Annotated in this window: 21 protein-coding genes; 8 read left to right on the forward strand and 13 right to left on the reverse strand. The window is 57.1% G+C overall.

The window, feature by feature from the left end; translation table 11 throughout:
• Nucleotides 1–62 precede the first annotated feature (62 nt).
• From L8V01_RS08645 to L8V01_RS08660, 4 genes are read left to right on the forward strand one after another with little or no spacing between them, the layout of a single operon-like run.
• Nucleotides 63–1,499, forward strand: coding sequence for a CCA tRNA nucleotidyltransferase (locus L8V01_RS08645; RefSeq protein ID WP_269946670.1), 1,437 nt, complete (start codon nucleotides 63–65; stop codon nucleotides 1,497–1,499).
• A complete protein-coding gene (locus L8V01_RS08650) occupies nucleotides 1,499–2,095 on the forward strand; it encodes a YqgE/AlgH family protein (RefSeq protein WP_269946721.1) in 597 nt (198 codons plus the stop codon). Before L8V01_RS08645 ends, L8V01_RS08650 begins: the two co-directional genes overlap by 1 nt.
• A gap of 39 nt (nucleotides 2,096–2,134) precedes the next feature.
• Nucleotides 2,135–2,863: an AzlC family ABC transporter permease gene (locus tag L8V01_RS08655; protein WP_269946671.1), complete on the forward strand. Its 729-nt coding sequence runs from the start codon at nucleotides 2,135–2,137 to the stop codon at nucleotides 2,861–2,863.
• Nucleotides 2,863–3,195 carry a branched-chain amino acid transporter permease gene (locus L8V01_RS08660; protein ID WP_269946672.1) on the forward strand — a complete coding sequence of 111 codons (333 nt, stop codon included), beginning with the start codon at nucleotides 2,863–2,865 and terminating at the stop codon, nucleotides 3,193–3,195. Before L8V01_RS08655 ends, L8V01_RS08660 begins: the two co-directional genes overlap by 1 nt.
• 12 nt (nucleotides 3,196–3,207) lie before the next feature.
• On the opposite strand, the gene L8V01_RS08665 is transcribed toward L8V01_RS08660, so the two are convergent.
• The 5 genes from L8V01_RS08665 to L8V01_RS08685 all read right to left on the reverse strand — a co-directional run bounded on the left by L8V01_RS08665 (nucleotide 3,208) and on the right by L8V01_RS08685 (nucleotide 6,077).
• On the reverse strand, nucleotides 3,208–3,516 hold the full coding sequence (locus L8V01_RS08665) for a hypothetical protein (RefSeq protein ID WP_269946673.1): 309 nt from the start codon (nucleotides 3,514–3,516) through the stop codon (nucleotides 3,208–3,210).
• A 15-nt stretch (nucleotides 3,517–3,531) separates the two neighbouring features.
• On the reverse strand, nucleotides 3,532–4,497 hold the full coding sequence (locus tag L8V01_RS08670) for a bile acid:sodium symporter family protein (RefSeq protein WP_269946674.1): 966 nt from the start codon (nucleotides 4,495–4,497) through the stop codon (nucleotides 3,532–3,534).
• A 97-nt stretch (nucleotides 4,498–4,594) separates the two neighbouring features.
• On the reverse strand, nucleotides 4,595–4,960 hold the full coding sequence (locus L8V01_RS08675; RefSeq protein WP_259887429.1) for a Rieske (2Fe-2S) protein: 366 nt from the start codon (nucleotides 4,958–4,960) through the stop codon (nucleotides 4,595–4,597).
• A gap of 86 nt (nucleotides 4,961–5,046) precedes the next feature.
• Nucleotides 5,047–5,268, reverse strand: a complete 222-nt coding sequence (locus tag L8V01_RS08680) for a hypothetical protein (protein WP_269946675.1) — start codon at nucleotides 5,266–5,268, stop codon at nucleotides 5,047–5,049.
• Between the two features lie 338 nt (nucleotides 5,269–5,606).
• Entirely contained in the window at nucleotides 5,607–6,077 is a 471-nt protein-coding gene (locus L8V01_RS08685; RefSeq protein WP_269946676.1) for an SdpI family protein, read from the reverse strand.
• Nucleotides 6,078–6,269: 192 nt separating this feature from the next.
• On the opposite strand from L8V01_RS08685, the gene L8V01_RS08690 reads away from it, so the two are divergent.
• Nucleotides 6,270–7,481: a dicarboxylate/amino acid:cation symporter gene (locus tag L8V01_RS08690; protein ID WP_269946677.1), complete on the forward strand. Its 1,212-nt coding sequence runs from the start codon at nucleotides 6,270–6,272 to the stop codon at nucleotides 7,479–7,481.
• 76 nt (nucleotides 7,482–7,557) lie between these two features.
• Here L8V01_RS08690 and trpA read toward each other — a convergent pair whose 3' ends face one another.
• The 6 genes from trpA to L8V01_RS08720 are packed head-to-tail and all read right to left on the reverse strand — an operon-like array spanning nucleotide 7,558 to nucleotide 14,246.
• Nucleotides 7,558–8,424: a tryptophan synthase subunit alpha gene (trpA, locus tag L8V01_RS08695; RefSeq protein WP_269946678.1), complete on the reverse strand. Its 867-nt coding sequence runs from the start codon at nucleotides 8,422–8,424 to the stop codon at nucleotides 7,558–7,560.
• Complete coding sequence (gene trpB, locus L8V01_RS08700) at nucleotides 8,424–9,629, reverse strand: tryptophan synthase subunit beta (protein ID WP_269946679.1); 1,206 nt, start codon at nucleotides 9,627–9,629, stop codon at nucleotides 8,424–8,426. Before trpB ends, trpA begins: the two co-directional genes overlap by 1 nt.
• A 13-nt stretch (nucleotides 9,630–9,642) precedes the next feature.
• Nucleotides 9,643–11,049: a bifunctional indole-3-glycerol-phosphate synthase TrpC/phosphoribosylanthranilate isomerase TrpF gene (trpCF, locus tag L8V01_RS08705; protein ID WP_269946680.1), complete on the reverse strand. Its 1,407-nt coding sequence runs from the start codon at nucleotides 11,047–11,049 to the stop codon at nucleotides 9,643–9,645.
• Nucleotides 11,049–12,083 carry an anthranilate phosphoribosyltransferase gene (gene trpD, locus L8V01_RS08710; RefSeq protein ID WP_269946681.1) on the reverse strand — a complete coding sequence of 345 codons (1,035 nt, stop codon included), beginning with the start codon at nucleotides 12,081–12,083 and terminating at the stop codon, nucleotides 11,049–11,051. Before trpD ends, trpCF begins: the two co-directional genes overlap by 1 nt.
• A 1-nt stretch (nucleotide 12,084) precedes the next feature.
• On the reverse strand, nucleotides 12,085–12,732 hold the full coding sequence (locus L8V01_RS08715; protein WP_269946682.1) for an anthranilate synthase component II: 648 nt from the start codon (nucleotides 12,730–12,732) through the stop codon (nucleotides 12,085–12,087).
• Nucleotides 12,729–14,246 (reverse strand): anthranilate synthase component 1, encoded by a 1,518-nt coding sequence (locus tag L8V01_RS08720; RefSeq protein ID WP_269946683.1) that lies wholly within the window; start codon nucleotides 14,244–14,246, stop codon nucleotides 12,729–12,731. The genes L8V01_RS08715 and L8V01_RS08720 overlap by 4 nt, the downstream gene beginning before the upstream one ends.
• Nucleotides 14,247–14,576: 330 nt before the next feature.
• Between L8V01_RS08720 and L8V01_RS08725 the strand changes: the two genes are divergently transcribed.
• Nucleotides 14,577–16,052 carry an NAD-dependent succinate-semialdehyde dehydrogenase gene (locus L8V01_RS08725; protein WP_269946684.1) on the forward strand — a complete coding sequence of 492 codons (1,476 nt, stop codon included), beginning with the start codon at nucleotides 14,577–14,579 and terminating at the stop codon, nucleotides 16,050–16,052.
• A gap of 348 nt (nucleotides 16,053–16,400) precedes the next feature.
• Entirely contained in the window at nucleotides 16,401–17,612 is a 1,212-nt protein-coding gene (locus tag L8V01_RS08730; protein WP_269946685.1) for an MFS transporter, read from the forward strand.
• A gap of 476 nt (nucleotides 17,613–18,088) precedes the next feature.
• On the opposite strand, the gene L8V01_RS08735 is transcribed toward L8V01_RS08730, so the two are convergent.
• The gene (locus tag L8V01_RS08735; protein WP_269946686.1) at nucleotides 18,089–18,721 is read right to left on the reverse strand and encodes an MOSC domain-containing protein; all 633 of its coding nucleotides are present in this window, start codon (nucleotides 18,719–18,721) and stop codon (nucleotides 18,089–18,091) included.
• Nucleotides 18,722–18,731: 10 nt separating this feature from the next.
• Nucleotides 18,732–21,305: a hypothetical protein gene (locus L8V01_RS08740; RefSeq protein ID WP_269946687.1), complete on the reverse strand. Its 2,574-nt coding sequence runs from the start codon at nucleotides 21,303–21,305 to the stop codon at nucleotides 18,732–18,734.
• A gap of 172 nt (nucleotides 21,306–21,477) precedes the next feature.
• On the opposite strand from L8V01_RS08740, the gene leuS reads away from it, so the two are divergent.
• Complete coding sequence (gene leuS / locus L8V01_RS08745) at nucleotides 21,478–24,324, forward strand: leucine--tRNA ligase (RefSeq protein ID WP_269946688.1); 2,847 nt, start codon at nucleotides 21,478–21,480, stop codon at nucleotides 24,322–24,324.
• The last annotated feature ends 3 nt before the right edge of the window (nucleotides 24,325–24,327 follow it).

The following is a 24,327-nucleotide window of genomic DNA, read 5'->3' on the forward strand; positions in this document are numbered from 1 at the left end:
CTCCTTTGGAGTGGCCTTGTTCTTGGTTAGTCATCGCTGCCAATCGTAGTAGACTCTCACCCGTGAATTTTCAGGACACTCAGCTAATTGGCGTTCTTGCCCGCGCGGAATCCACCGTCTCGTCCCTCAGTGGCCTGCTGGGCGGTCTGGTGGAGAAATTCGCCGCACGCGGCTATTCGCTTTACCTTGTGGGCGGCTCTGTGCGCGATGCGCTTTTGGGCCGCTTGGGAAATGACCTGGACTTTACTACCCCAGCCCGGCCTGAGGAGGTTAAGGAAATCCTAGATGAGTGGGCCGAAACCGTGTGGGATACCGGCATCGACTTCGGTACCGTCTCCGCGGCCTATAAGGGTCAGCAGATCGAGATCACCACTTTCCGCTCCGATTCTTATGATGGCCAGTCCCGCAACCCTGAGGTGGTTTATGGCGATACCTTGGAGGGCGACCTCGTGCGGCGTGACTTCAAGGTCAATGCGATGGCCATTGAGCTGCTTGCCGACGCCACCTTTAAGTTCCACGATCCCCTCCACGGCCTCCAGGACGTGGCTGACCGAGTACTCGATACCCCGGATAAGCCGGAAATCTCCTTCCACGATGATCCCCTCCGCATGCTGCGCGCGGCCCGTTTTGCTTCCCAGCTGGAATTCCGCGTGGCCGATCGCGTGGTGGATGCCATGCGGGATATGGCTGGCGAAATCCAGCGCATCACCGTGGAGCGAGTGCAGGTGGAACTGGATAAGCTCATCTGCGGCACTGCCCCGTGGGATGGCATTGAACTGCTGGTCTCTACCGGCATCGCGGACTACATCTTCCCGGAGATCCCTGCGTTGCGCATGACCGCGGACGAACACGCGCAGCACAAGGACGTCTATGCCCACTCACTGAAAGTGCTCAGCCAGGCCATGGACCAGGAAGAAGATGGTCCAGACCTCGTCCTGCGCTGGGCGGCGCTACTACACGATATTGGCAAGCCGGATACCTTTGATAACACCGATGGCAAGGTATCCTTCCACCACCACGAGGTGGTGGGCGCCAAGCTCGCCCGCAAGCGACTGCGGAAGTTGAAATACCCCAAAGCCACCACGGAGGCCATCGGCCAGCTGGTCTATCTGCATATGCGCTTCCACGGGTTTGGGGAAAATCAGTGGACGGATTCCGCCGTGCGCCGCTATGTCACTGATGCCGGCGATCTACTCCCCCGCCTGCACAAGCTGGTGCGTGCCGATTGCACCACCCGCAATGCGAAAAAGGCTCGCCGCCTCCAGCGCACCTACGATCAGCTCGAGGAGCGTATTGAAGAGATCGGCCGCAAGGAGGACCTAGCCCGCGTGCGCCCCGACCTCGATGGCAATGAGATCATGGAAATCCTGGGTCTTAAGCCCGGCCCCGAGGTGGGCCAGGCATGGTCTTATCTCAAGGAGTTGCGTCTGGAGCATGGCCCCCTCGAGCGCGAGGAAGCGATTGCGAAGTTGCGCGAGTGGTGGGATTCTAAACAGTGATGTTTGCCGATAGATTATTCAACGCCCTCGAGCGCAATGACCCTGCCCCCGGCCAGCTGCTCATCGCTTCTCCGGGGATGCTTTCGCCGGAATTCGCCCGTTCCGTCATCCTGGTCATCGAACACAATGACATGATGACCTTCGGCGTGGATCTGACCAAGCGTTCCGAGGTGGCCATATTCAATGTGCTGCCGGAATGGCTCCCAGTCGTAGCTAAGCCGCAGGCGCTATATATCGGTGGTCCTCTTAATCAGCAATCCGTGGTGGGGCTCGCGCAGACCAAACAGGGCGTAGATCCGGAAAAGCACGATCGCCTCACCCGCCTTGCTCCACGTCTGGCTCATGTGGATCTGCGCGCGGAGCCGGAAGAGATCGAACCACTGGTTTCCGGTATGCGCATGTTTGCCGGCTATGCCGAGTGGGGCCCGGGCCAGCTAGAAGAGGAAATCGAGGCCGGCGAATGGTTCGTCTCGCCCGCTTTGGCCCAAGACGTTATCACGCCGGGCGCAGCCGATCTTTGGGCCGACGTTATGAAGCGTCAGCCCATGCCGCTGCCGCTTTACTCCACTTACCCGGTCAACGTGGAAGACAATTAATTCCTATCGCGCTGCAGGCGGTGGGCTAGACTAGCCCGCATGCGCGCGGATATTTCTCAAGGATTACGGGATACATGGGCCGCCGCTATCGGCCTTATTCCCCTCGGCCTAGCTTTCGGCCTGCTCATGGTCCAATCCGGCTTCAGCTGGTGGTGGACACCGATTTTCTCCCTCGTCATCTACGCCGGCTCCATGGAATTCTTGGCCATTTCCATGGTCACTGGTGGGGCTACCGCCCTTACCTCGCTGGTTACTGGATTCATGGTGAACTTTCGCCATATTTTCTATGGACTCACCTTCCCCCGGCATCGCATTTACTCACGGGTGGGCAGGGCTTATTCCACTTATGCGCTTACCGACGAAACCTATGCCATCGTCTCCTCTCTCCCCACCGATGATCGACCGAGCGGAACGCGCATCCTCACCATCCAAATCTTTTGCCAAGCTCTGTGGATAGGAGGCGGCATCGTCGGTGCCCTTGCCGGTCAGGTAATCCCTTCTTCCATACAGGGCATGGAATTCGCGCTCGTGGCGCTCTTTGTTGTTTTGGCAATGGATTCTTTCCGCAATAATCAGGATTACTCTCTGCCGTTAAGCGCGGCGGTCTTGGGCATTTTTGCTGCCGCCTTTGCCCCAGGACAACTCCTCATGGCGGCGCTTAGCGCCTACTTCTTATTGCTAATTATCCGCTACCTGTCCCCGCGCGTCGACACCTTCCTCAGGCTGCGCCGCCCCGTGCACCGTGCGAATTCCAAGGAGTACCGCTAATGCCCGCTGGAGTATCACTCGCTGCGATAGCCACGGTACTGATCCCCGTTGGGATTATCACCGTTGTGCTGCGCCAGCTTCCCTTCTCCTTTGTGAAATGGATGAAGGACAGCGAGTTTTTCTCATTGCTCGGTTTGATGATGCCAGTGGGTGTCATGACGATTCTGGTGGTCTATACCGTTCACGGGCAGGCTGGCGCCCCCGGTGGCATCTGGGCGGCTTTACTCGGCGTGCTCGTTACCTTTTTACTCCACCTGTGGAAGCGCGAGTCAGCGCTGTCCATCTTTGGCGGGACCGCCTTCTACATGCTCCTCGTCAACGTAGTCTTTTAGTCTCCGCAGTTCCTATAGCCCGAACTTGGCGGTGGCTTCGGACCAGAGGGCGTCGAACCGAGACTGGTCCACGTACTGCGCGTTAATGTCTGGGAAGTCATCATAAGTGTCTGGGTGTGGAACGACTTCTTGCGGCTGATCAACGTTTCCCGTGGAACTATGTGGCGTCGCCACTCCGACGATGGCATCCGATGGATCCAGGGCAATCATGCGCACCATGCGACAGTTGCGGGCATCTTGTTCTTCCATCTCCGCCATATGGATCGCAGAGCCTACCCCAGGCACATTCAGTTCGGTCCGTATGTATAGGTAATTCGTCATGGCACCTAAGTGTAGCTACGGCGTGGAGCGTTGAGCGTACCGGGCCGCTAGCCATGAGCACATCATCAGTTGGACTTGGTGGTAAATCATCAAAGGAAGGATTAGTAGGCCAAGGGACGCTCCACCAGAGGAAAAAATGACTGAGGCCATCGGGAGTCCAGTAGCCAAAGACTTCTTTGAACCACAAAACTCAATCGCGATAATATCTGCGCGGCTAAATCCTAGCTTTTGGCTCACCTTTTTAGTCAGCCACAGCATAAATGCGACGAAAGCTGCCGCGAACCCTACTAGGAAAGCTAATTCCCACATGGAGATGGACGTCCAAATTCCGTCCACTACCCCTTTGGAGAAGGCGGAATAAACAACCATCGCGATGGATCCGCGGTCTACTACCTTGGTGGCCTTGCTTTGGGCGATCTTTCCTATCCAACGCCGTGAGAGCTGTCCCAGAACGAAGGGTGCCAACAGTAACAGGGCGATTTCTCCAAATACGGAAGTATCGATGTGGATCCCTCCCCCAGTTCCCATCAGGAGCATGACGAGAAGCGGCGTGATAATGACGCCCACCAAGTTGGAGGCAGAGGCTGAGACTATTGCACCGGCCACGTTTCCCTTCGCAATCGAGGTAAAAGCAACCGAGGACTGCACTGTGGACGGAACTAACGTGAGAAATAAAATGCCTAGGTACATGTCGTGCGACACGACTGCAGTAAGTGGGCGCAGCGCGATACCAATGAGCGGATAGACCACGAAGGTAAATGCCAGGATGGTCAGGTGCAGGCGCCAGTGCTTTAGTCCGTTGAGGGCCTCTTGAGTGGATAACCTAGCTCCATACAGAAAGAAGAGAACCGCAATCGCTACGTTCGTCAGTTTGCCGAATATTTCGGCAAAATTTCCCCTAGCCGGTGCGAGAACCGCAATGATGACTGCGAGAATGATGAGGACAATGAGCGGGTCGGGCTTTTTTAGGCGCTGCAGCATGCTAAGAGTGTAGACCCGTCTTCGCCCCACCCGCATGAAAAACGCGGCGCGCACAATGTAATGGCCTGGTTTCACGTGAAACCAGGCCGGGGAGCGTTTAGGCGGTAGTGACGTTTGAACCGTCTTGTTTTACTTCGTATTCCTCCAACGGGTCACGGCCAGGGCCGGAGATGACGCTCCCGTCGCTGAGGTTATAGGACGTGTTATGCGCAGTGCAGGTCGCTGTCATGCCTTCAATCTCGGTGATCGGATTGCGTTGGTGGGGGCATGTTTGGGAATAGGCCTTAAACTCCCCTTCTTTAGGCTGGGTAAAGATAACTCCATCCACAATTTTTGCAGAGCCAATCGGAATATCGGTTGCAGCGATCTCCGCGGACGGTGTTGAGCCGCAAGCCGCCGCGTAAACGCCTGCGAAAGTCGTTGCGGTTCCGAGCAAAAACATTCGGCGCGAGCACATAGTCATGCCTCTACTCTAGTCCGCTGTGGCCCCCTAATGTGAGCGAGTTAAGGTTTCGCCCAGGGTTTGAGTTTCACGTGAAACACAGTAGTTTAACCGGCTAGAACCCCTTCCCATGTTTCGGGAGAACCGTTAGAAGTTGGAGTGAGTTCGTAGGTGCCGGAGTCAATACCCAAGTCGTTTACAATGGCACGTGCGGATAGCTGGGTCTGCGCTTCAGCGACGTTAGGAATTTCCTTATCGCCTTGCTCGGCATAGGCCCCAATGGCAAAGGTGGAGGCGGCGATGGCTGCGAGGGCGGTTCTTTTCTTCATGCGTTTCATTGTGCCCTTATTGTCGTGCTGGGCGCGTTGAGAAATGGAATGTTAGGAAAGCTATACGCAAGTTCTATCCTTATTCGCAGGAATTGCAATGAGGGGTTGCGCCAATAATGAATAAGAGCAATCATTGCTGTTTTCAATCGAAAACCTAGGAGGGTTAATTGTCAGTGACTAAATAGGAGGGACAAAGGTCATACGATTAATACCGTCACAGTGTCTAATATGAGGTTTCTTCCTAAGCAATGGAATGTGGGACACAGCAGATAGAAGTATCCCCCTCCGGATGAAGATTGAAATTTCTCCGAAAGGGGTGAGTAGCGCAGTACTGTTTTCTACTTATCCGATTCACGCGCCGCGTGGCGGAGAGCGTTGACATCGACTTGGGGAGTGGCTGTCTCGCCAGCTGCTTCCCCACTGCAGCCGTCCGAACCACAGTTGCAAGATTCCCCGCAACCTTCTTCATTAGCGTGTGCTTGTTCATAGAGAAAAGCGGCGCGCGACCCGAGATTGGATCCGATAGATAGGGCAAGAATCGCTGCAACGAAGGTCAGGGCTGGAATGAGCCACATCCACCCTTCAGCGCGCAGGGCGACTATCCCACCGAAAACCAGGCATACTCCGCTGAGAATCCAAAATGGTCCAGCAATGCGATGGGCATTGTCCCATGCCTCGCGGGATCTGCGAATTTCTTGTAGACGCAAGCCAATGTAGCTATTTCCGGGCAAGCGCCTAGTTGTAGCGAGGGTTCCCACAACGATGAGGAATACGGCGAGGACTAAAAATATGATTCCTACTGCGATCATGTATTCAGTTTAACCTTGTAGCGCCTAGATAGAAATTGCCTCTGGGGTGAATGTTCTGACTATGCGATGTGTCGGGTAGTATGCCTTTAAGGTCGAGTGATAGATATTATCTCGGCTGTTGCCACTGCACAGCTTTGTTTCGTCTCGGTAGTTTTCACCCGAGGTGGAACACTCAACATTGATTGTAAGTACATGAATCTCAAGAAGCTCTCGGAATCTTTGTTATTCCGTATTATCGTCGCCATAATCCTTGGCGTGGTGGTGAGCCAATTCGCGCCCGAGTGGTTTGGCCGCGTATTTGCCACCTTCAATGGCCTGTTTAGCAACTTCCTCAATTTCTTTATTCCGGTCTTAATTTTTGCGCTAATTGCGCCGTCGATTGCGGGTCTTGGACGCGGTGCCGGAAAGTGGTTGGGTGTGACTGCCGGCATTGCTTACGGCTCAACGATTATTGCCGGTCTTCTTGCCTACGTACTTGCGCACTGGCTCTACCCCACTATGCTCAGTGGCCAAAACTTGATTACCAATGTCTCCGATATTGATGAGGGCGCGCTCTCTCCTTATTTTGAGGTAGAAATGGCGCCGCCGTTTGAGGTTATGACGGCCCTTTTGCTGTCGTTTTGCATCGGCGTAGCAATGACTACGGTGAAGTCTGACACTTTGTACGCCGTTACGAAGGAATTGGAGAATGTCGTAGTCAAGGTCATCTGGGGCTTCGTCGTTCCGATTCTCCCCTTCTATATCTTTGGCATGTTCCTAAGCTTGGGAATGAACGGTAATTTGGGCGATGTGCTTTCGGCCTTTGCCAAAGTACTGATCTTGGCCGTTGTCATGACCTTGGTTTACCTGGTGGTCCAGTACATCATCGCTGGTGTGATCACGGGTAAGAACCCCTTTAAGGCCCTGCGCAACATGATGCCTGCGTACTTTACCGCCTTGGGCACCTCCTCCTCGGCTGCTACTATTCCCATTTCTTTGGAGTCGACGCTTAAGAATGGCATTTCAAGGCCCGTAGCTAACTTTGTCATTCCCTTGTGCGCAACCATTCACCTATCCGGCTCCATGATTAAGTTGACGCTCTACGCCTTCGCGATTGTCTATATGGCGAACCTAGATATCAGCACGAGCACCGGTTTGGGCTTCATTTTCTTGCTCGGCATCATGATGATCGCTGCTCCGGGTGTTCCTGGTGGTGCTGTGATGGTTGCAGCTGGCCTCTTGGCAGACATGATGGGCTTTGATGATGGCATGGTAGCGCTGATGATCGCTGCGTATATTGCCATCGACTCCGTCGGTACCGCAGCCAATGTCACCGGCGACGGTGCTATCGCGATGATCCTTGACAAGTTCGCGGGTAATCGGGAGGACGCTACTAAGGAAGAATCAGCAGACACAACCGCCTAGGATTTTGTCTCAGCGAAACCCCTCGTCAGTGCGGAACAGTTCGGCACTGACGAGGGGTTTGCTGTATTTGGGAGAACTACTTTTGTGTGGCGGCTTTCATGCGGGAGACGAATTCGGTGAGCTCTTCATGTAGTGCTGTTTCATTATCAATGCGCCCAGGCGTTCCTTCGAGCGGAATGCCATCCGTATCGGTTTCACGTGAAACGTGTCGGTCGATTATTTTGGTCATGGCGGAACCAGTAATGGCACCAGCCGCCCCAGCGGCGATGGCGTCCTGAACATGGGTAGGCTCGGAGATGCCGAAGCCAAGCAGGACCGGTGGACCGTCGAAGCGCTGTATATTTGATACGACCTCTTCGAGACCGAGCGTCTCGGATTGCTTTTCGGTACCGGTTACGCCATCGCGGGATATTGCGTAAATATATCCCTGCGAACTTTTAGCGACGCCTTTCAAGGTCTCCTCGGCGGCGCGTGCAGGGGCAATAAAGATGGGATCAATATCGGCCTTCTGTGCCGCCGCAATAAAGGGTGCGCCTTCGCGTACGGGGACGTCGGGAAGCAAGATGCTATCAGCACCGGCCTGTGCGAACTCCGTGTAGAAGCGGTCGAAGCCGCGAGTGAATGCGACGTTGCCGTAAATCAGCATGCCAATGGGTAGCTCCGGAAACTCGGTACGAATGGTGCTAATCAGCTCCAAAGCGTTGTCCACCGTTGCGCCGCCATCGAGCGCCCGGAGGTGAGAAGCCTGAATGGTCGGGCCGTCGGCTACCGGATCCGAAAAAGGCACGCCCAGCTCGAGCGCGTCAGCTCCCGCCGCCACAACGGTACGCACAATCTTCAGTGAGTCCTCTGGCGTCGGGTCACCCAGCATGATGAAGGGGACAAACGCGCCTTCTCCTCTTTCGTGCAGGGAGCTAAATAGGTTTTCGTAACGGGGGCTCATTAGTTCTCCTCCTGGAGTTCCAGTTCAGGGTGGGTGTCTAGGGTATGGCGGACATGGTCGATGTCCTTATCGCCGCGGCCGGAGAGGGAGACGAGGATGGTGATGTCCTCGTCCTTACGTTTTAAGGCATAGGCTAACGCGTGCGAGGATTCGAGGGCGGGAATAATGCCTTCTCTCTTGGAAAGAAGCTGGAATGCCTCGAGGGCTTCGGCGTCAGTAATGCCGACGTATGTGGCGCGGCCGCTGGCGTGTAACTGGGCATGCTGCGGCCCAACGCCTGGGTAGTCCAACCCAGCGGAGATGGAGTAGGATTCTTCCACTTGTCCATCCGCATTCCGCATAAGGTAGCTGCGGGCGCCGTGCAGGATGCCTACCGTCCCGTTATTGATGGTGGCACCATGCTTGCCGGAGTCCAGCCCTTCCCCGCCGGGCTCAGCGCCGATAAGCTCCACGCCTTCCTCTGCGATGAAGTCCGCGAACATGCCGATCGCATTGGATCCGCCACCGACGCAAGCAACCACGACATCGGGTAGCCCACCGGTACGCTCCAGCATCTGTGCCTTGGCCTCTTCAGAGATGACCTTGTGGAATTCTCGGACGATGGTTGGGAATGGGTGCGGTCCGGCTGCGGTCCCGAGGAGGTAGTGGGACTCGTGAAAGGAGGCGGTCCAATCTCGTAGCGCTTCGTTCACCGCATCCTTGAGGGTTCCGGATCCAGTATCGACGGATACCACCTTCGCCCCCATCAACTCCATGCGGAATACGTTTGGCTGTTGGCGTGCTACGTCTTTGGCGCCCATATACACCACGCACTCAAGTCCCAAAAGTGCGCAAGCGAGGGCCGTAGCCGTTCCGTGCTGGCCCGCTCCGGTTTCCGCGATGATGCGGGTCTTTCCCATTCGCTTTGCCAGCAGTGCCTGACCGAGGACTTGATTGGTCTTATGCGCGCCGCCGTGGACAAGGTCCTCACGCTTGAGGAAGATGCGTGCCTTTCCGCCGAGGTTCCTCGCCTCCGTAATCGGCGTGGGTCGGCCAAGATAGTCGCGCAATAAGGTACTCAACTCTTCCTGGAAAGATGGGTCGCTCTGTGCCTCAACAAAGGCCTTTTCTAGTTGGTCTAGGGCTGGGATGAGGGATTCGGGGACGTATTGTCCACCGAATTCGCCAAAGTACGCTGGGAGGAGCGTTTCACGTGAAACGGTCATGGTTCTGTTCTTTCTATGAGTGGGTGTAATTTCGGATAGCGCTAAAGGCTTGCGAAATGAGTGCGGAGTCCTTGCGTCCGGGCGCGTATTCCAGGCCTGAGTTAAGGTCTAAACCGGCCGTGCCAATGGACAGCGCCTCGTCGAGGTTGCCAATATGCAAGCCGCCGGCGAGGAAAGACTTGCTCTTTACCTCTGTAGGGGCGGTCCTCCAATCAAAACGCGTCCCAGTTCCGCCGTTTCCGGAGTCCAAAACGAGCGCGTCAACTTCAGGGAAAAGCTGCCCCGAAAGTGCAGCAAAGTCGGCCTCGCGCATGTCCACGGCACGCCATATATCTAAGCTGCCGGCTGCCTCGCGTGCGCGGCGGAGGAGCTGCCTCTCCCCTTCCAAATCACCTTGGAACGGGGCGTGTAATTGAAGGGCGTGCAGGCCGGGAATGCCGGCTAGCCTTTTCAGTTCCTTGACATCTGTAGAGCGCGTCACAGCGACGTAATCCAATCCCGGCTCCGCCGCGATGATGTGGTGCGCGGTTTCACGTGAAACACTGCGCGGAGAATCCGGTGCAAAGATAAGGCCTCCGTAGCGGGCTCCTGCAGCGCGTGCGGCCTGTGCAGTCGAAGAGCTCGTGATGCCGCACACCTTATTTCTTCCAAACACGAGGTCCCGGGCCGCGCGGTCAATGTCTCGCTGGGAGGTGAGATGTGAGCCTACGAGGAAGGCGTGAGCGTGCGAGCCTAAGCGACGAACAGTGGCGTTGTTGCGGATGCCCGACTCGGAAACGATGACCTTTCCAGATGGAATACATTGGGCGAGGCGTTCGGTGCGTCCTAAGTCGATGCTGAGATCGTGAAGGTTACGGTTATTAATCCCGATGATATCTACACCGAAGCTCACCGCTCGGTTCACTTCTTTCTCGGTAATGGCTTCTGTTAGCACGTCTAGGCCGAGCCGGTCCGCCAATGCCTTGAGCTCGCCATAGGTGTCATCGTCCACGATGGACATCATGAGCAAGATGGCATCGGCACCGTAATAGCGCGCAGCATAGACCTGAATGGGATCTACGATGAAGTCTTTGCACAGCACGGGCAGGTGTGTGGACTGCGCAACGGTCTGCAGGTGGTCATAGTCGCCGCCAAAGCGCTCGGGCTCGCATAGCACCGAAATTGCTGAGGCATAGCGCGAATAAATGCGGGCGATATCGCCGGGGTGGTATTCCGCGCGAATAAGGCCGAGGGACGGCGAGGAAGACTTGCACTCCATAATGAAGCGGTTGGTGCCCTGGAGGGCGTCGTAAAGTGAGCGCTCCGAGCGTGGAATATTCTTCAGATCTACATGGGCTAGGCGCTCCCTAATCGCGGGCAGGTGCGTGCGGCGCTTGGCGACGATCTCTTCGAGCACCGTGGGCAATCTATTCTGGACCATCAGGACTCCTCCCCTTGTGCGTAGTTCGCGGCTTCGTGGATGGCGAGCCACCTTTCAACGTGGCCGCTATCGATGAGCTCCTTGGCGTGCGTGACTCCGACCGCGATGGTGTCCGTGGTCCCGTTGAGATAGAACATCGCACCGGCGTTGGCGGTAATAGCGTCATAATGGGCGGGGGCGCCGTGGCCGGCAAATACCGCACGGAGAGCTTGGGCGTTCGCTGCCCCGTCCCCACCGGCGAGCTCTGCTAGGTCGTGGCGTGTAATCCCGAGGTCCTCCGGCGTCAGCTCGTAGGTGGAAATCTCACCATCCTTGAGCTCCCACACCAGCGTGGTGCCGTGGGTGGCAATCTCATCGGTGCCGGTGCCGTGGATGACAAGGGCCCGTTCGCGTCCGAGCTCGCGGAACACCTCTGCAATAAGCTGGCCCTGGTCCGGCTTTGCGATTCCCATGATTTGTAGTGCGGGGTGGCTAGGCGAAAGTAGCGGGCCGAGAGTGTTGAAGATGGTAGAAATCCCCAGCGCCTTACGCACTGGTTGCACATGAGCCACCGCCGGGTTGTAGGCGGGAGCAAATAAGAACGTGAAATTCGAGGCTGTAAATTGGCGGACGGCTCGCGCGGCATCCAAATCGAGTGGGATATTGAGTGCCTCGAGGACATCGGCTGAGCCGGACTTGGACGAGACCGACCGATTGCCGTGTTTGACCATCTTTACTCCCCCAGTGGCGGCAACGAGGGAGGCACCGGTGGTGATATTGATGGTATTGGCGCCATCGCCCCCAGTGCCAGCCGTATCCATGAGGCCTGCGCCGGTGATGGGAAAGGGATAGCCCACCTTCAAAAAGGCTTTGGCTGCTCCCGTCACGTCGGCGAAGGTCTCGCCTCGGGTTCGGATGTGGGTAAGGAGCGCCGCGATTTGGATATCGTCATAGTCGCCGACCGCCAAGGGGGTAAATGCCTCGGTGGCCTCTTCGACGGTGGGCTGGTTGTTGTCTAGGAATGCCTGGAGGGTGTGTAAAGGGGTGTGTTTCACTTTAATGCTCCGAATCTATAGTGGGTGATGTTGAAAGTTGGGTAATACAACGCTCGAGCATCAGCGGTCCGCTCGGTGTCAGGATGGACTCTGGGTGAAATTGCATGCCGAGTGCTAGACCGTCAGTTGTTTCGGCGGCCATGGTTACCTTGCCTATGTCCGTTGCTGCATGCGCCAAGGAACGCATGCCTTGAGGGACGACCCTGCAGCCGAGGGAGTGATAGCGTGCCACCGGAACTTGCGTACCGTGCCTGCCAGGTTGATCGGGACCGGTATCGATAGCAAGGCCTTGGAAGACGGGATGCTGAATGCCGGCTTCGGTAAGGACCATCGGAACGGATTTGCCATGTACAGGTCCGCACGGCGTGACCGTACCGCCGTGGTGCTCAAGCAGCGCCTGGAAGCCAAGGCAGATACCGAGGATGGGAATGGTGCCAAGGGTGGCACCGACAAGCTCCCTCATGCAGCCTGCATCGCGAGGATGTCCGGGCCCGGGGGAAAGAATAATTATGTCGGGCTGTGCGTGGAGCACGTCCTGTACCGAAACGGTATTGCGGAATACGGTGGTATCGAAGTCTGCTAGGGCATCAACCAGGTTGTAGACAAAAGAATCGTGGTTATCTAGTAAGACAACGTGTGGCGATTTCATCGCTGTACCTCCAGTTCAGCCCCGTGTGCCACCGCAATGGCATTGAGTACGGCGTAGGCTTTATGCACAGTTTCATCGGCCTCGGCCTGTGGCACGGAGTCCTTGACCACTCCGGCGCCGGCCTGCACCACCGCCGTCCCGCCTTTGACATAGGCCGAACGGATGACGATGCAGTTGTCCATGGCACCGTCACCGCGCAGGTAGCCCACCGCCCCGCCATAGGATCCGCGGCGTTTGCCCTCAATGCGACGGACTAGCTCGGTCGCACGCAGCTTGGGCGCTCCCGTCAAGGTGCCCATGTTCATGCAAGCGCGGTACGCATCGAGCGCGTCAAAGTCTGGGTGAAGCCGCGCCGTGACCCTGGAGACTAAGTGCATTACGCGGGAATAACGGTCAACCTGCAAGAGCTCCGCAACCTGGCGGGTGCGGGGTACGGCCACGCGCGCTACATCATTGCGAGCTAAATCGACCAGCATCGTATGTTCCGCAATCTCTTTTTGATCGGTGCGCATTTCCAATTCATTGCGGATATCAAGTTCATGGTTCACGCTGCCATCTGGGTTGAGACCACGCGGCCGGGTACCTGCGATGGGATAGAGCTGCACTTGCCTATTTCCCGGTGTGAATTTGAGGTTGGATTCCGGTGACGCCCCAAAGAGTTCATAGTCGGCGCCGCGGGCATAGAACATATACGGCGAAGGGTTGGTTTCCCGCAGCGTGCGGTAGGCGGCCAAGGCGTCTGGGCATTCCAGAGTGAAAGAGCGCGCTGGAACCACTTGGTAGATATCTCCGGCGTGGATATTGCCTTTGAGCTTATCGACGCCCGCGCGAAACGCCTCATCATCCATATCGGCTACCGCCTTGACCCTTTTTCTTCGCGGTCCTACAGGGGCGGCAGCCGTCGGTATTGCTGCCAGAAAGTTCAGCTCCTCTTCCAAGCGGCCTTGGTCAGTGTCCCAGCCTTCCAGTCGTGCGGTGCCCTTTAAGTGATCTACCGTTAAGACGGTTTGCGCTACCAAGAATTCAAAGTCTGGGTACTCATTGGGACTGGGACCAACTTCTGGCAGGGATTCGAAGGTAGCCAAATAGTCATAGGCAAACCCACCTGCCAGAAAGGGCAGTAAGGAAGATGAATAGTCCGCCTTAAGTTGCAGGAATCGGAGGATATCTGCGGTTGATTCGGCTAAGAGCCGTTCCCGCTCGTCAGCTTGCGTGGCAATCTCGAATTCAAATACAGCGGTAGTCGTTTCACGTGAAACCAAGCGGTGGCGGAATCGGTTGGCCAAGGAAGGCAGGAGCGCCTCGCCCGCCTTTGTCAGGGCGCGGGTCTCCACCCGCTGGCCGTGACACGTGACCTTTAGAGCGGCCGTGAGTACAGCCAAACAGTTGAGGTTCTTCTTGGTTTCGATGTCCGCACTTTCAAGCAATAAGGAATCTCTTGGTTGTGCTAGTGCGTCGAAAAGTGCGGCCGCGTCGCGGTCATAACGTATATCGCGGGTGGCGGTATATGGCATTGCAGTGCCCTCTCGGAGGTGTTGGGAAGGTAGGAACGGAATATGAGCTTCCGCGAGCAGAGGCACTAAAACGCCAAAAGGCCCGCAGAATGCGAGCCTGAAAATGGGTTGTGAAGAAAGGCCCGCGGGTTACGCGTGCCACCACCAAGCAGTAGTCATGTTCTTCATATCGGTCATACTAACCTAAATTTCTATAGCGCGGAAGATAATGCTGAGAAATATTCTCGAGTCACCGTCTGGTGGCCAAAAGTCATGGTTGGTACGGGGTACCCAAGTGGAATGAGTGCGGTACTGTTGGGTCCATTAAGCAAGAGAGGAAAGGTGATGTAAATGACGTTGAATACAAGTGAGGTATTGGCAAAGGTTCCAACCAAGCTTTTGATTGCCGGCGAGTGGCGCGAGGCATCCTCTGGGGAGACCTTCAACGTAGAAAATCCGGCTACCGGGGCGACTATAGCTACACTAGATTCTGCGAACTCCGCTGATGCGGTGGCCGCCCTCGATGCTGCCTGCGCGGTTCAAGATGAATGGGCACAAACCACCCCGCGTGAACGGGCCAATATCCTTCGCCGTGCATTCGAGCTGGTGCACGAACGAGCTGATGAGTTCGCGACTTTGATGACCCTTGAAATGGGAAAGCCTTTTGCCGAGTCTCAAGGTGAGGTCACCTACGGCGCGGAGTACCTCCGCTGGTTTAGTGAGGAGGCTACCCGTGATTATGGGCGCTACTCCCCCGTTCCGGAAGGCACGCTGCGCATGGTCACCCGCCGCAAGCCGGTAGGGCCTTGTCTGTTGATTACCCCGTGGAACTTCCCTCTTGCGATGGCCACCCGAAAGGTGGCCCCTGCCGTAGCAGCAGGCTGCACCATGGTTCTAAAGCCGGCTAAGCTTACTCCGCTAACCGCACAGTACTTCGCACAAACCATGCTTGATGCTGGCCTTCCTAAGGGTGTACTCAATGTAGTTTCTGGCAGCTCTGCGTCGGCCATTTCGGAGCCCCTGCTTGCCGACGCCCGTCTGCGGAAGCTCTCTTTCACTGGCTCCACCCCAGTGGGCAAGACCCTCCTTAAGGGTGCCGCAGATAATGTACTTCGCACCTCCATGGAACTCGGCGGGAACGCACCGTTCATCGTCTTCGAAGACGCGGATATCGACCAAGCCGTGGCGGGGGCTATGGGGGCCAAGATGCGCAATATTGGTGAGGCATGCACTGCGGCAAACCGTTTCTTGGTGCACGAGTCCGTCGCTGAGGAATTTACGCAGAAGCTCGCCGCTGAGTTTGAAAGGCTCGTCGTTGGCAATGGCATGGATGAAGGTGTTACTTGCGGCCCCCTCATCGAAGCCAAAGCACTCGATAATGTTGCTGGCCTAGTGGAGGATGCTGTGAACAAGGGCGCCACTGTGGTTACCGGTGGCAAGCGTGGCGAGGGCGAGGGCCATTTTTACGAACCTACGATTTTGAGCAATGTTTCACGTGAAACTCGCGTGGCTCAGGAGGAAATCTTTGGTCCCATCGCACCGATCTTGACCTTTACCGAGGAGTCCGAGGCCTTAGAGATCGCAAATGATACGGAATACGGACTCGCCTCCTATGTCTTTACGGAAAATTCTGATCGCCTCTGGCGCGTGGCCGATGGCCTTGAATTTGGACTCATGGGATTCAACGCCGGTGTCGTCTCGAATGCCGCAGCCCCATTTGGTGGTGTGAAGCAATCTGGTCTAGGCCGCGAGGGTGGCGCCGAGGGCATTGAAGAATACACCACTGTTCAATATCTGGGCATCCGCGATCCCTACGCCAATGTCTAGAGAGCCCACGGCTTAGCGAAGGCAAGAAAACCGGCCAGGCCCTCCGTGGGCCCGTCCGGGTGGCACACATGTAAACACTCGGCCCGCGATTAACCCAAATTTACAAAAATGTGACATAACTGGCCGCAACTTGTTGTTTGGCCAGTTCAGACGGCCTTGTGTGATTGCGGCCAGCCGCAAAAACTCGGCGTCGACAAAGCGCTTTAGAGCCTTTTGATTAACTTTTGAAGCCGCCGAAGCGTATAGTTCCTCACCGAATAATTTAATTTGTATTTCCTTCGTCCACGTTGCGGGGCTTTTGCCGGCACGGGGAGAGGGAATTTTCTTTTTGTTATTTGGAGTGAGTTTATGACGTCTACTGAATCTGCGGCGGGTAAACCGCGGCTGCTGACTCCCACGTTCGCCTTAGCGTGGGTGGCCAATTTTTGTCAGTTCTTGGTCTTTTATTTGTCCGTGACCACCATGGCCCTCTATGCGGTAGAAAGCTTTGGGGCATCGGATACAGTCGGCGGCTTTGCTTCCAGTGCCTTCGTTTTGGGAGCTACCTGCATGCGCGTGTTCTCAGGCTGGATCGTGGATCGTGTGGGCCACAAGAAGGCAGCCCTGACCTCTTTGGTCTTCGTCACAGTTGTTGCTGTGGCGTATTTTTTTGCGCATAATGTTGCGGTCTTAATTATCGTGCGTATGTTGCACGGTGCGGGCTATGCTTTGACCTCTACCGCGCTCATGGCAGTTGCGCAATCCGTCATCCCGCATGAGCGCCGTGCGGAGGGCACCGGCTACTTCGCATTGGGCACTACCCTGGCTACTGCGTTTGGCCCAGCAATCGGCCTCTTCTTGGCTAATAACATCGGCTACAACACACTGTTTAGTGCTGCGCTGGCCGCTAATATTGTCTCTTTGGCGCTGGCCCTTATCCTGCGCTACCCAGCTGAGCCTGCCGGCGAGGAGAAGCCATCGTTCAGGTTGCGCAATGCCATACACCCTGACGTCGTTCCCATCGGTGTATTTATGCTTCTTGTGGGTATCGCCTACTCTGGCGTGGTTACTTACCTCAATGCCTATGCGCGCAAGGAAGACCTCGCTACCGGTGCTGGGCTCTTTTTCATTGCCTACGCCCTAGTGATGCTCATTATGCGTTTCGTCCTCGGTCGCATCCAGGATCACCACGGCGATAACGCGGTTATGTACCTCGGGCTGGGTTCCTTTGCCATTGCCCTTCTAATTATGGGCTTTCCTACGAACGATGCCATGTTGGTTGCCGCCGGCGCTTTCACCGGCTTGGGCTACGGCACATTGAGCCCAGCCTGTCAGGCCATTTCGGTGCGTTCCGTGCCCGCTACGCAGATGGGCGCGGGTATTTCCACCATGTTCCTGTTGATGGATTTTGGAATCGGCGCCGCCCCCTTTGGACTGGGGCCCATTGTTAGTGCCACCGGATTCGGGGCGATGTACCGAATCCTGGCCGGGCTGATCGTCATCGCGGCCGCCTACTACTTCTTCGTCCACGGCCGTCTTCCCAAGGCTAAGAGCCACCACTTGGAATATGACAACGTTTAATATTCAACCGCTCTCCTACTCCCCGGCCTAAGCGAAAGCACGTCAGCTATAGAAGCTGACGTGCTTTTGGTTTGCTTTTACCTTGGTTGTTGGAGCGAACCATTCGGATACTGTGGCTGGGGCCAAACGACTATCAGCAAGACGATCGCCGGCTTCTGCGCTGAGCTAAAACCGTGACAGAGCCTTCGGTTCTGGACATAGAGTAGGCGGCTAATGGCCACAGGATGAACGTTGGCAGTAGTTTGTCAGCTCCGGAGTCTATTCGCGGAGAAACAAACATCTCACGCCGCAAAGTTGAGGAGTGCTACCCGCTGCTTTGGAGAAAGATACCGATGATCTAGCAACTAGAACGCGGGCTGGGCGGAGATTTTGTCAGCATTGCTGATATCGAGGGTGCGTGCTCTAGCGGGTCTGATTAGTCCAAGATCAGGCAAGCTCACGCGTGGCGTAATGGCAGATTATCAGCGACTCTGCGGTTAAGTACGAAGCCTATTTTGCTGGTGAGCGGGCAGGCAGCCGGCATCAATAACGCGCTGGGCAAGGGCACGATCGCCCATTTTGGCGGCAAACGCCATGCGCATGGTGATGTCGTGGCTGGGCGGGGCATCTAGTTCGATGGCATCGCCGGGGCGGATGCGGCCGGGGGAAATGATGCGCAGGTAGGTGCCGCAGTCGCCGCGCGCGGTCCAGCGTTTGAGCCAGCCGCGCTCGCCTAGCCAGCCGGCAAAGGTGGCACACGGTTGGCGGGGCACAGACACTTCAAGTACAGCGGTGCCGATGCGAAGGCATTGGTTGATGAGCAAAGCGGAGAGATCGATGCCCTGTGTGGTGAGGTTTTCACCAAAGCAGCCGGATGCCAGCGGGCGCGAGAGCTCGGATTGCCAGTAGTCGAGTTCCTCGCGGGAGTAGGCGTAGACGGCCTTATCGTTGCCACCGTGATGTTGGGCGTCACCAATAATATCGCCGTGCACGCCGGAGCCATCGCCATAATCGGGTCCGGGTGCTGCTACATCAATGAAGTCTTGGGGCTTTTTGTCAATGCCCGAAAACTCATGCCGCCCGCTCGGGTCCGGCCGGCGGACGGCGACATTGGTGGAGATGACCTGCATGCCTGCCACTCTAGTTCAGCGTCAGCGCCTCTGCGGTGAGAATATCGCGATAAAACAGCTGCGGGGCGAGTGAGACGGCCTCGGCAAGCTGCGGGAGGGCGTCGTCAAGCGTGGCGGCGAAAGCAGGGTCAGCCAGCTTCCCATTGGCCACGCCGCGTGCCGTGATGGCGAAGACATAGGAAATAAACGGTATCCACGCGGAATCGCCGAACTCCGCATTGCCATCGCCAAAGGCATCAAGCGCGAGCAGGGTGTGCAGGACGGACTTATCGACGCCCAACTGTTGCAGCGTTACCCGCAGCTGCATGGCGGTGCTGCGCAGCTTGGAGATGGTGCCTAGGCGGGTGAGGGCAAGGTCGTTGGCAAAGCACTCACGTAGCGCGGCAATGCGGTGGGCATCATCGCAGAGCTGATCACTTTCCGTCGACGGCGTGGGAGCTTCGCCCGTGGCGCTCATCAGCAGCATCGGGCGGGTGACATCATCGACCCCAGTGGACGGCACGCGCGCAAGCGAGGCGGAGCCGTGTGCTTCGACGTAGTCATGGGCGGCATCGGCAAGCGCGGCTAGTAGCGAGGAAGGCTCACTGGCTGGTTCTTCGCCGCGGAAGCTGCGGGAGACCAATCCGGTGCGGACAAAGGCGCGCATGCGCTGGCCCGGCTCAAAATCCGCGGCCATGAGTGCATCCATGCTGGCGCGCGGGTCGGCCTCAATATCCTTGATGAGTGCCTCAAAGGTCTCCTTGGTCTTCGGCGCAAGGCGGCGCATGGCCGCGTAGGTGGGCCACATTCCCTCAGAGTTTTCGGTCTCACCGTCTTGGAAGATGATGAGTGCGCTGGCCGGCGGATACTGCGGTGCGGCCAAGTCGCTGGCCGGCTCATCCTCGCGGAAGTCCACGATGAGATGGCCGGCGTCCAGCAGCTCCTCGGGCAGTTCAAAGCCGTCCTCAGTGGGCTCCAGCGGCAGCGGCTCGCCCGCGGGATTGCCCAGTGGCCAAGCCCAAGCCAGCAGCTCTACCTCTTCCTCGTGCGGCTGCTCGGGGACGAGGATGCCGGCCTCAATGGTCGCGCGGGAAACCAACGGTGCCTTGCGCACGGTGGCGATGGCGGCATAGATGAGGTCGCTAGCCGCAGTGGCCTCATACTCCATGACGCGACGCTCTACGCTGCGCTTTTGGTGCGCTGCGCGCTCCTTCTCCGGCAGGCCCTTTAGGTACTCCTCATAGGACAGCGTGGACCACAGGAGGTAAAGCTCCAGCGAGGTCTTTTTTGTCAGCGCAGACTTCAGCGCGCGGTTTGGTACCGATAGGCTGGTGGCTGCTTCCGTGGAGCCATTCGCGGTGACAAGGTCTCTAATCTTTTGGTTCTTATCAATAACCACGAACTTCGCCAGTGGAAGCGGCTCTGGCGAGTGGATTGTGAAAAGTGCATCGGCATCGAGCTGGTCTGCCAGAATGACCTGTTTATCCAGATAATCCACGGGTTCGGCCGCGGTACGCTTGACGCGGGTACGAATCGTCGCCGGTTCCACCTGGAAGGTCAGCTCATAGCCAGCCTCGCTGCCGATGGTCTCTTCGCGCACGCTCTCATCCTCACCAAAGACGCGCTGGCCCTTTTCCATCTGGATGGACTTGCCCGGTGCAGAAGCCAAGGCATAGCTAAACGGCGAAAGGTTGCCCAGGGCGTCGATAAAGCGGAAATTAGTGCCGCGCGGACCCTCGTTCTTCGCGCGCATGTGCAGTGATTCTGCGAAGTTGAGGTACTGGATATCCACCAGTTCCTCGTCCTTGTACAAGGTGAAGCGGTAGCGCCCTACCCAGGGATCTTCAAAGGTGTCTGCTGGGAGCACCTCATGAATGCCCTCCGGTAGCTCGTCCTCCAGCACGGCCTCCTCTTCCCCACCAATAGGGACGTAGGTCAGCTCCATGCTGAGTTCGGTATTGGCGATGACCCGCGGCGACTGGGTATAGACCAGCTCGCCATCCAGCCCGTGGGCATTGGGCAGAGACTTGACGGCCATATCCCAGGCAAAGTCGGGGCTGCCGGAGACCTTGATAGTGGCAGGCTCCTGGCGCGGAACCTCCACGGTGAAAGACTGGCTCACCTCTAGCGGGAGGATGGACCAACCTTCCCACGCGCCGTGCGGGCGAGCTTCACCAGCTTTAGCCTTGGCGATTTCGGTACCAGTGGGGGCGATGAAGGTATACGAGCCCTTAGATACCGCTGCGGTGGTATCGACCGGCAGATGGGTGGAATCCAGCAGCAGGCCGCCATTGGCCACGCCGGCAAACTCCAAGGTGTGCTCCTCAAAGGAGACACTGAGGTGGCTGAAGGGGCTCGGCATGCTGATCCACAGCCCGGGCTCCTCGCCCTCCACATAGTAGAATTTGCGGGTGTCTTCGCTACCATCGAGCAGCTGAGAAGACACGGTCCACTGGGGATCTTCTGGCTCATAACCTGCGGTTACGGCTGGCAGGTACAGCTCCAGAGTGTGGGTAGCTGGGGAGAGGCGCAGGTGCGGAATCCCCTGAAATACCGCTGCGTCTGCAAAAGATGAAAGCTGACTGCGAAACTTCTCCTGGCTCATTTACCCCAGCCTAGATCATTTTCATGCAGATCTGCATTTTGGCTGCGAGCGGGGGAAATGACTCCAAAAGCCGGAGCTCTTCCGGCTAAAAAATAGGTGCGCTTGTGAAGGGGAACGCGGAAAGCATAGGGAACTACCCCGCGCAGGGATGCGGCTATTACACTGTGTGACTATGACTACCCAGAGCGATTCCACTTCGTACCGCTATACCCCGGAGCTGGCGAACCAGATCGAGAAGACCTGGCAGCAGTACTGGAAAGACAATGGCACCTTTAATGCCCCGAATCCGGTAGGCGAGCTCGCCACCAGTGAGGGCGAGCTGCCTAAGGAAAAGCTCAATGTGCAGGATATGTTCCCTTACCCGTCCGGTGCGGGCCTGCACGTGGGACACCCCCTAGGTTATATCGCTACCGATACCTATGCCCGCTATAACCGTATGCTGGGCAAGAACGTGCTGCACACCTTGGGCTACGATGCCTTTGGCTTGCCAGCCGAGCAGTACGCCATTCAGACCGGTACCCACCCACGCACCACCACTGAAGCAAATATTGAAAACATGCGCCGCCAGCTGGGGATGTTGGGCTTGGGGCACGATCCGCGCCGCTCCGTGGAATCCACCGACCCGGAATTTTTCAAGTGGACCCAATGGATTTTCCTGCAGATTTATAACTCTTGGTTCGATGAGGAGCAGCAAAAGGCGCGCCCAATTGCGGAGCTCATCAAAGAGCTGGAGGCCAATAAGCGCACCACCAAGGACGGCCGCTATTACGAGGTCCTTACCGAAGAGGAAAAGGCCGCGGCTATCGATGAGTTCCGCTTGGTGTACCTGTCTAATTCCACGGTGAATTGGTGCCCAGGCTTGGGCACCGTGCTGGCAAACGAGGAGGTCACCGCGGAGGGCAAGTCCGAGCGCGGCAATTTCCCTGTCTTCCGCAAGAACTTGTCCCAATGGATGATGCGCATTACGGCCTATTCCGATCGCCTGCTCGATGATCTAGAGCTTTTGGATTGGCCGGAGAAGGTTAAGTCCATGCAGCGCAATTGGATTGGGCGTTCCCGAGGCGCAGAGGTCTCCTTCCCAGCTGAAGGCTACGAGATCGAGGTCTTCACTACCCGCCCGGATACCCTCTTCGGCGCCGAGTACGTGGTGCTGGCCCCAGAGCATGAGCTTGTCGACGCCCTCCTCTCCCCCATCCCCTATGACGATGACGTGGATGAGCGTTGGACCTACGGCCACGATGATCCGAAGGAGGCCGTGGAGTCCTACCGCACCGATATTGCCGCCAAGTCTGATCTAGAGCGCCAAGAAAATAAGGAAAAGACCGGTGTCTTCCTCGGCACCTATGCCACCAATCCAGTTTCCGGCAAGAAGGTGCCGATCTTCATCGCGGACTATGTGCTGACCGGCTACGGCACCGGTGCCATTATGGCCGTTCCAGCGCACGATACCCGTGACTACGAGTTTGCTAAGACCTTCGGCCTGCCCATCACGGAGGTTGTCTCTGGCGGAAACGTAGAGGAAGAAGCCTGGACCGAGGACGGCGCGCTGGTCAATTCCGCCAATGACAAGGGCCTAGACCTTAACGGTCTAAATAAGGCCGAGGCCATTGCCAAGGCCATCGAATGGCTGGAGAAGGATGGGTTCGGACGCGAAAAGGTGCAGTACAAGCTGCGCGATTGGCTCTTTGCCCGCCAGCGTTACTGGGGCGAGCCCTTCCCCATCGTCTATGACCAAGATGGCTTCGCTCACGCCCTGCCGGAATCCATGCTGCCGGTGGAGCTGCCGGAGGTAGAGGACTATAAGCCCGTGTCCTTCGATCCGGAGGATAAGGACACCGAGCCACAGCCACCACTGGCTAAGGTGCGTGATTGGGTCGAGGTAGAGCTGGACCTTGGTGACGGCCCCCAGACCTACTTCCGGGATACCAATGTCATGCCGCAATGGGCGGGTTCTTCCTGGTACCAGTTGCGCTACATCGATCCCCGCAACGACAATGCATTCTGCGATTTAGAGAATGAGCGCTACTGGACCGGCCCACGCCCAGACCAGCATGGCCCGCAGGACCCTGGCGGCGTAGACCTGTACGTCGGCGGCGTCGAGCACGCCGTGCTGCACCTGCTCTACTCCCGCTTCTGGCATAAGGTGCTCTTTGACCTGGGCTTTGTCAGCTCTCAGGAGCCCTACCGCCGCCTGTACAACCAGGGTTATATTCAGGCCTATGCCTACACGGATTCCCGCGGTGTGTACGTGCCGGCCGCTGAAGTAGAAGAAAAAGATGGCAAGTTCTACTACAACGGCGAAGAGGTCAAGCAGGAGTACGGCAAGATGGGCAAGTCGCTCAAGAATGCCGTGGCCCCGGACGATATCTGCCGCGACTTCGGTGCCGATACCCTGCGCGTTTATGAGATGTCCATGGGCCCGCTGGATACCTCCCGCCCGTGGGCTACCAAGGACGTCGTAGGTTCCCAACGCTTCCTGCAGCGCCTGTGGCGCCTGGCCGTCAATGAGGATACCGGCGAGCTGGCTACTACCGACGCCGAATTGAGCGAGGACGATCTCAAACAGCTCCACCGCACCATTGCGGGCGTGCGCGATGATTACGAGAACCTGCGGCTGAATACCGTTGTGGCCAAGCTCATCGAGTACGTCAATTACCTGACTAAGACCTACCGCGCCCAGGCCCCGCGCGCCGCCATAGAGCCGATTGCACAGTTGGTCTCCCCCATCGCCCCGCACATCGCGGAGGAGCTGTGGCAGCGCTTTGGACATGACGAGACCATCACCTACCAGCCTTTCCCCACCTTTGAGGAAAAGTACCTGGTAGACGATGAGATCGAGGTGCCGGTGCAGATCAACGGCAAGGTAAAGGCCCGCATCAACGTAGCTGCTGATGCTGACCAGGATGCGGTCTTCGAGGTTGCCCTCGCCGATGCCAAGATTGCCGAGCTGACCAACGCTAAGAACGTAGTCAAGAAGATCTACGTCCCTGGCCGGATGGTCAACCTCGTGGTCAAGTAGAGG

Origin of the sequence: Corynebacterium curieae, assembly GCF_027570035.1 — a bacterium.
Taxonomy (GTDB): Bacteria; Actinomycetota; Actinomycetes; order Mycobacteriales; family Mycobacteriaceae; genus Corynebacterium; species Corynebacterium curieae.

Bases quoted from the DNA above. Each gene is read 5' to 3' on its own strand.
- L8V01_RS08735 (WP_269946686.1), bottom strand. From the start codon at position 18,721: ATGCAGGTCATCTCCACCAATGTCGCCGTCCGCCGGCCGGACCCGAGC.
- trpB (WP_269946679.1), bottom strand. From the start codon at position 9,629: ATGACCGTTTCACGTGAAACGCTCCTCCCAGCGTACTTTGGCGAATTC.
- L8V01_RS08670 (WP_269946674.1), bottom strand. From the start codon at position 4,497: ATGCTGCAGCGCCTAAAAAAGCCCGACCCGCTCATTGTCCTCATCATT.
- leuS (WP_269946688.1), top strand. From the start codon at position 21,478: ATGACTACCCAGAGCGATTCCACTTCGTACCGCTATACCCCGGAGCTG.
- L8V01_RS08685 (WP_269946676.1), bottom strand. From the start codon at position 6,077: ATGATCGCAGTAGGAATCATATTTTTAGTCCTCGCCGTATTCCTCATC.
- L8V01_RS08730 (WP_269946685.1), top strand. From the start codon at position 16,401: ATGACGTCTACTGAATCTGCGGCGGGTAAACCGCGGCTGCTGACTCCC.
- L8V01_RS08660 (WP_269946672.1), top strand. From the start codon at position 2,863: ATGCCCGCTGGAGTATCACTCGCTGCGATAGCCACGGTACTGATCCCC.
- L8V01_RS08665 (WP_269946673.1), bottom strand. From the start codon at position 3,516: ATGACGAATTACCTATACATACGGACCGAACTGAATGTGCCTGGGGTA.
- L8V01_RS08725 (WP_269946684.1), top strand. From the start codon at position 14,577: ATGACGTTGAATACAAGTGAGGTATTGGCAAAGGTTCCAACCAAGCTT.
- trpA (WP_269946678.1), bottom strand. From the start codon at position 8,424: ATGAGCCCCCGTTACGAAAACCTATTTAGCTCCCTGCACGAAAGAGGA.
- L8V01_RS08740 (WP_269946687.1), bottom strand. From the start codon at position 21,305: ATGAGCCAGGAGAAGTTTCGCAGTCAGCTTTCATCTTTTGCAGACGCA.
- L8V01_RS08650 (WP_269946721.1), top strand. From the start codon at position 1,499: ATGTTTGCCGATAGATTATTCAACGCCCTCGAGCGCAATGACCCTGCC.
- L8V01_RS08680 (WP_269946675.1), bottom strand. From the start codon at position 5,268: ATGAAGAAAAGAACCGCCCTCGCAGCCATCGCCGCCTCCACCTTTGCC.
- trpCF (WP_269946680.1), bottom strand. From the start codon at position 11,049: ATGGTCCAGAATAGATTGCCCACGGTGCTCGAAGAGATCGTCGCCAAG.
- L8V01_RS08720 (WP_269946683.1), bottom strand. From the start codon at position 14,246: ATGCCATATACCGCCACCCGCGATATACGTTATGACCGCGACGCGGCC.
- L8V01_RS08690 (WP_269946677.1), top strand. From the start codon at position 6,270: ATGAATCTCAAGAAGCTCTCGGAATCTTTGTTATTCCGTATTATCGTC.
- L8V01_RS08655 (WP_269946671.1), top strand. From the start codon at position 2,135: ATGCGCGCGGATATTTCTCAAGGATTACGGGATACATGGGCCGCCGCT.
- L8V01_RS08715 (WP_269946682.1), bottom strand. From the start codon at position 12,732: ATGAAATCGCCACACGTTGTCTTACTAGATAACCACGATTCTTTTGTC.
- L8V01_RS08675 (WP_259887429.1), bottom strand. From the start codon at position 4,960: ATGACTATGTGCTCGCGCCGAATGTTTTTGCTCGGAACCGCAACGACT.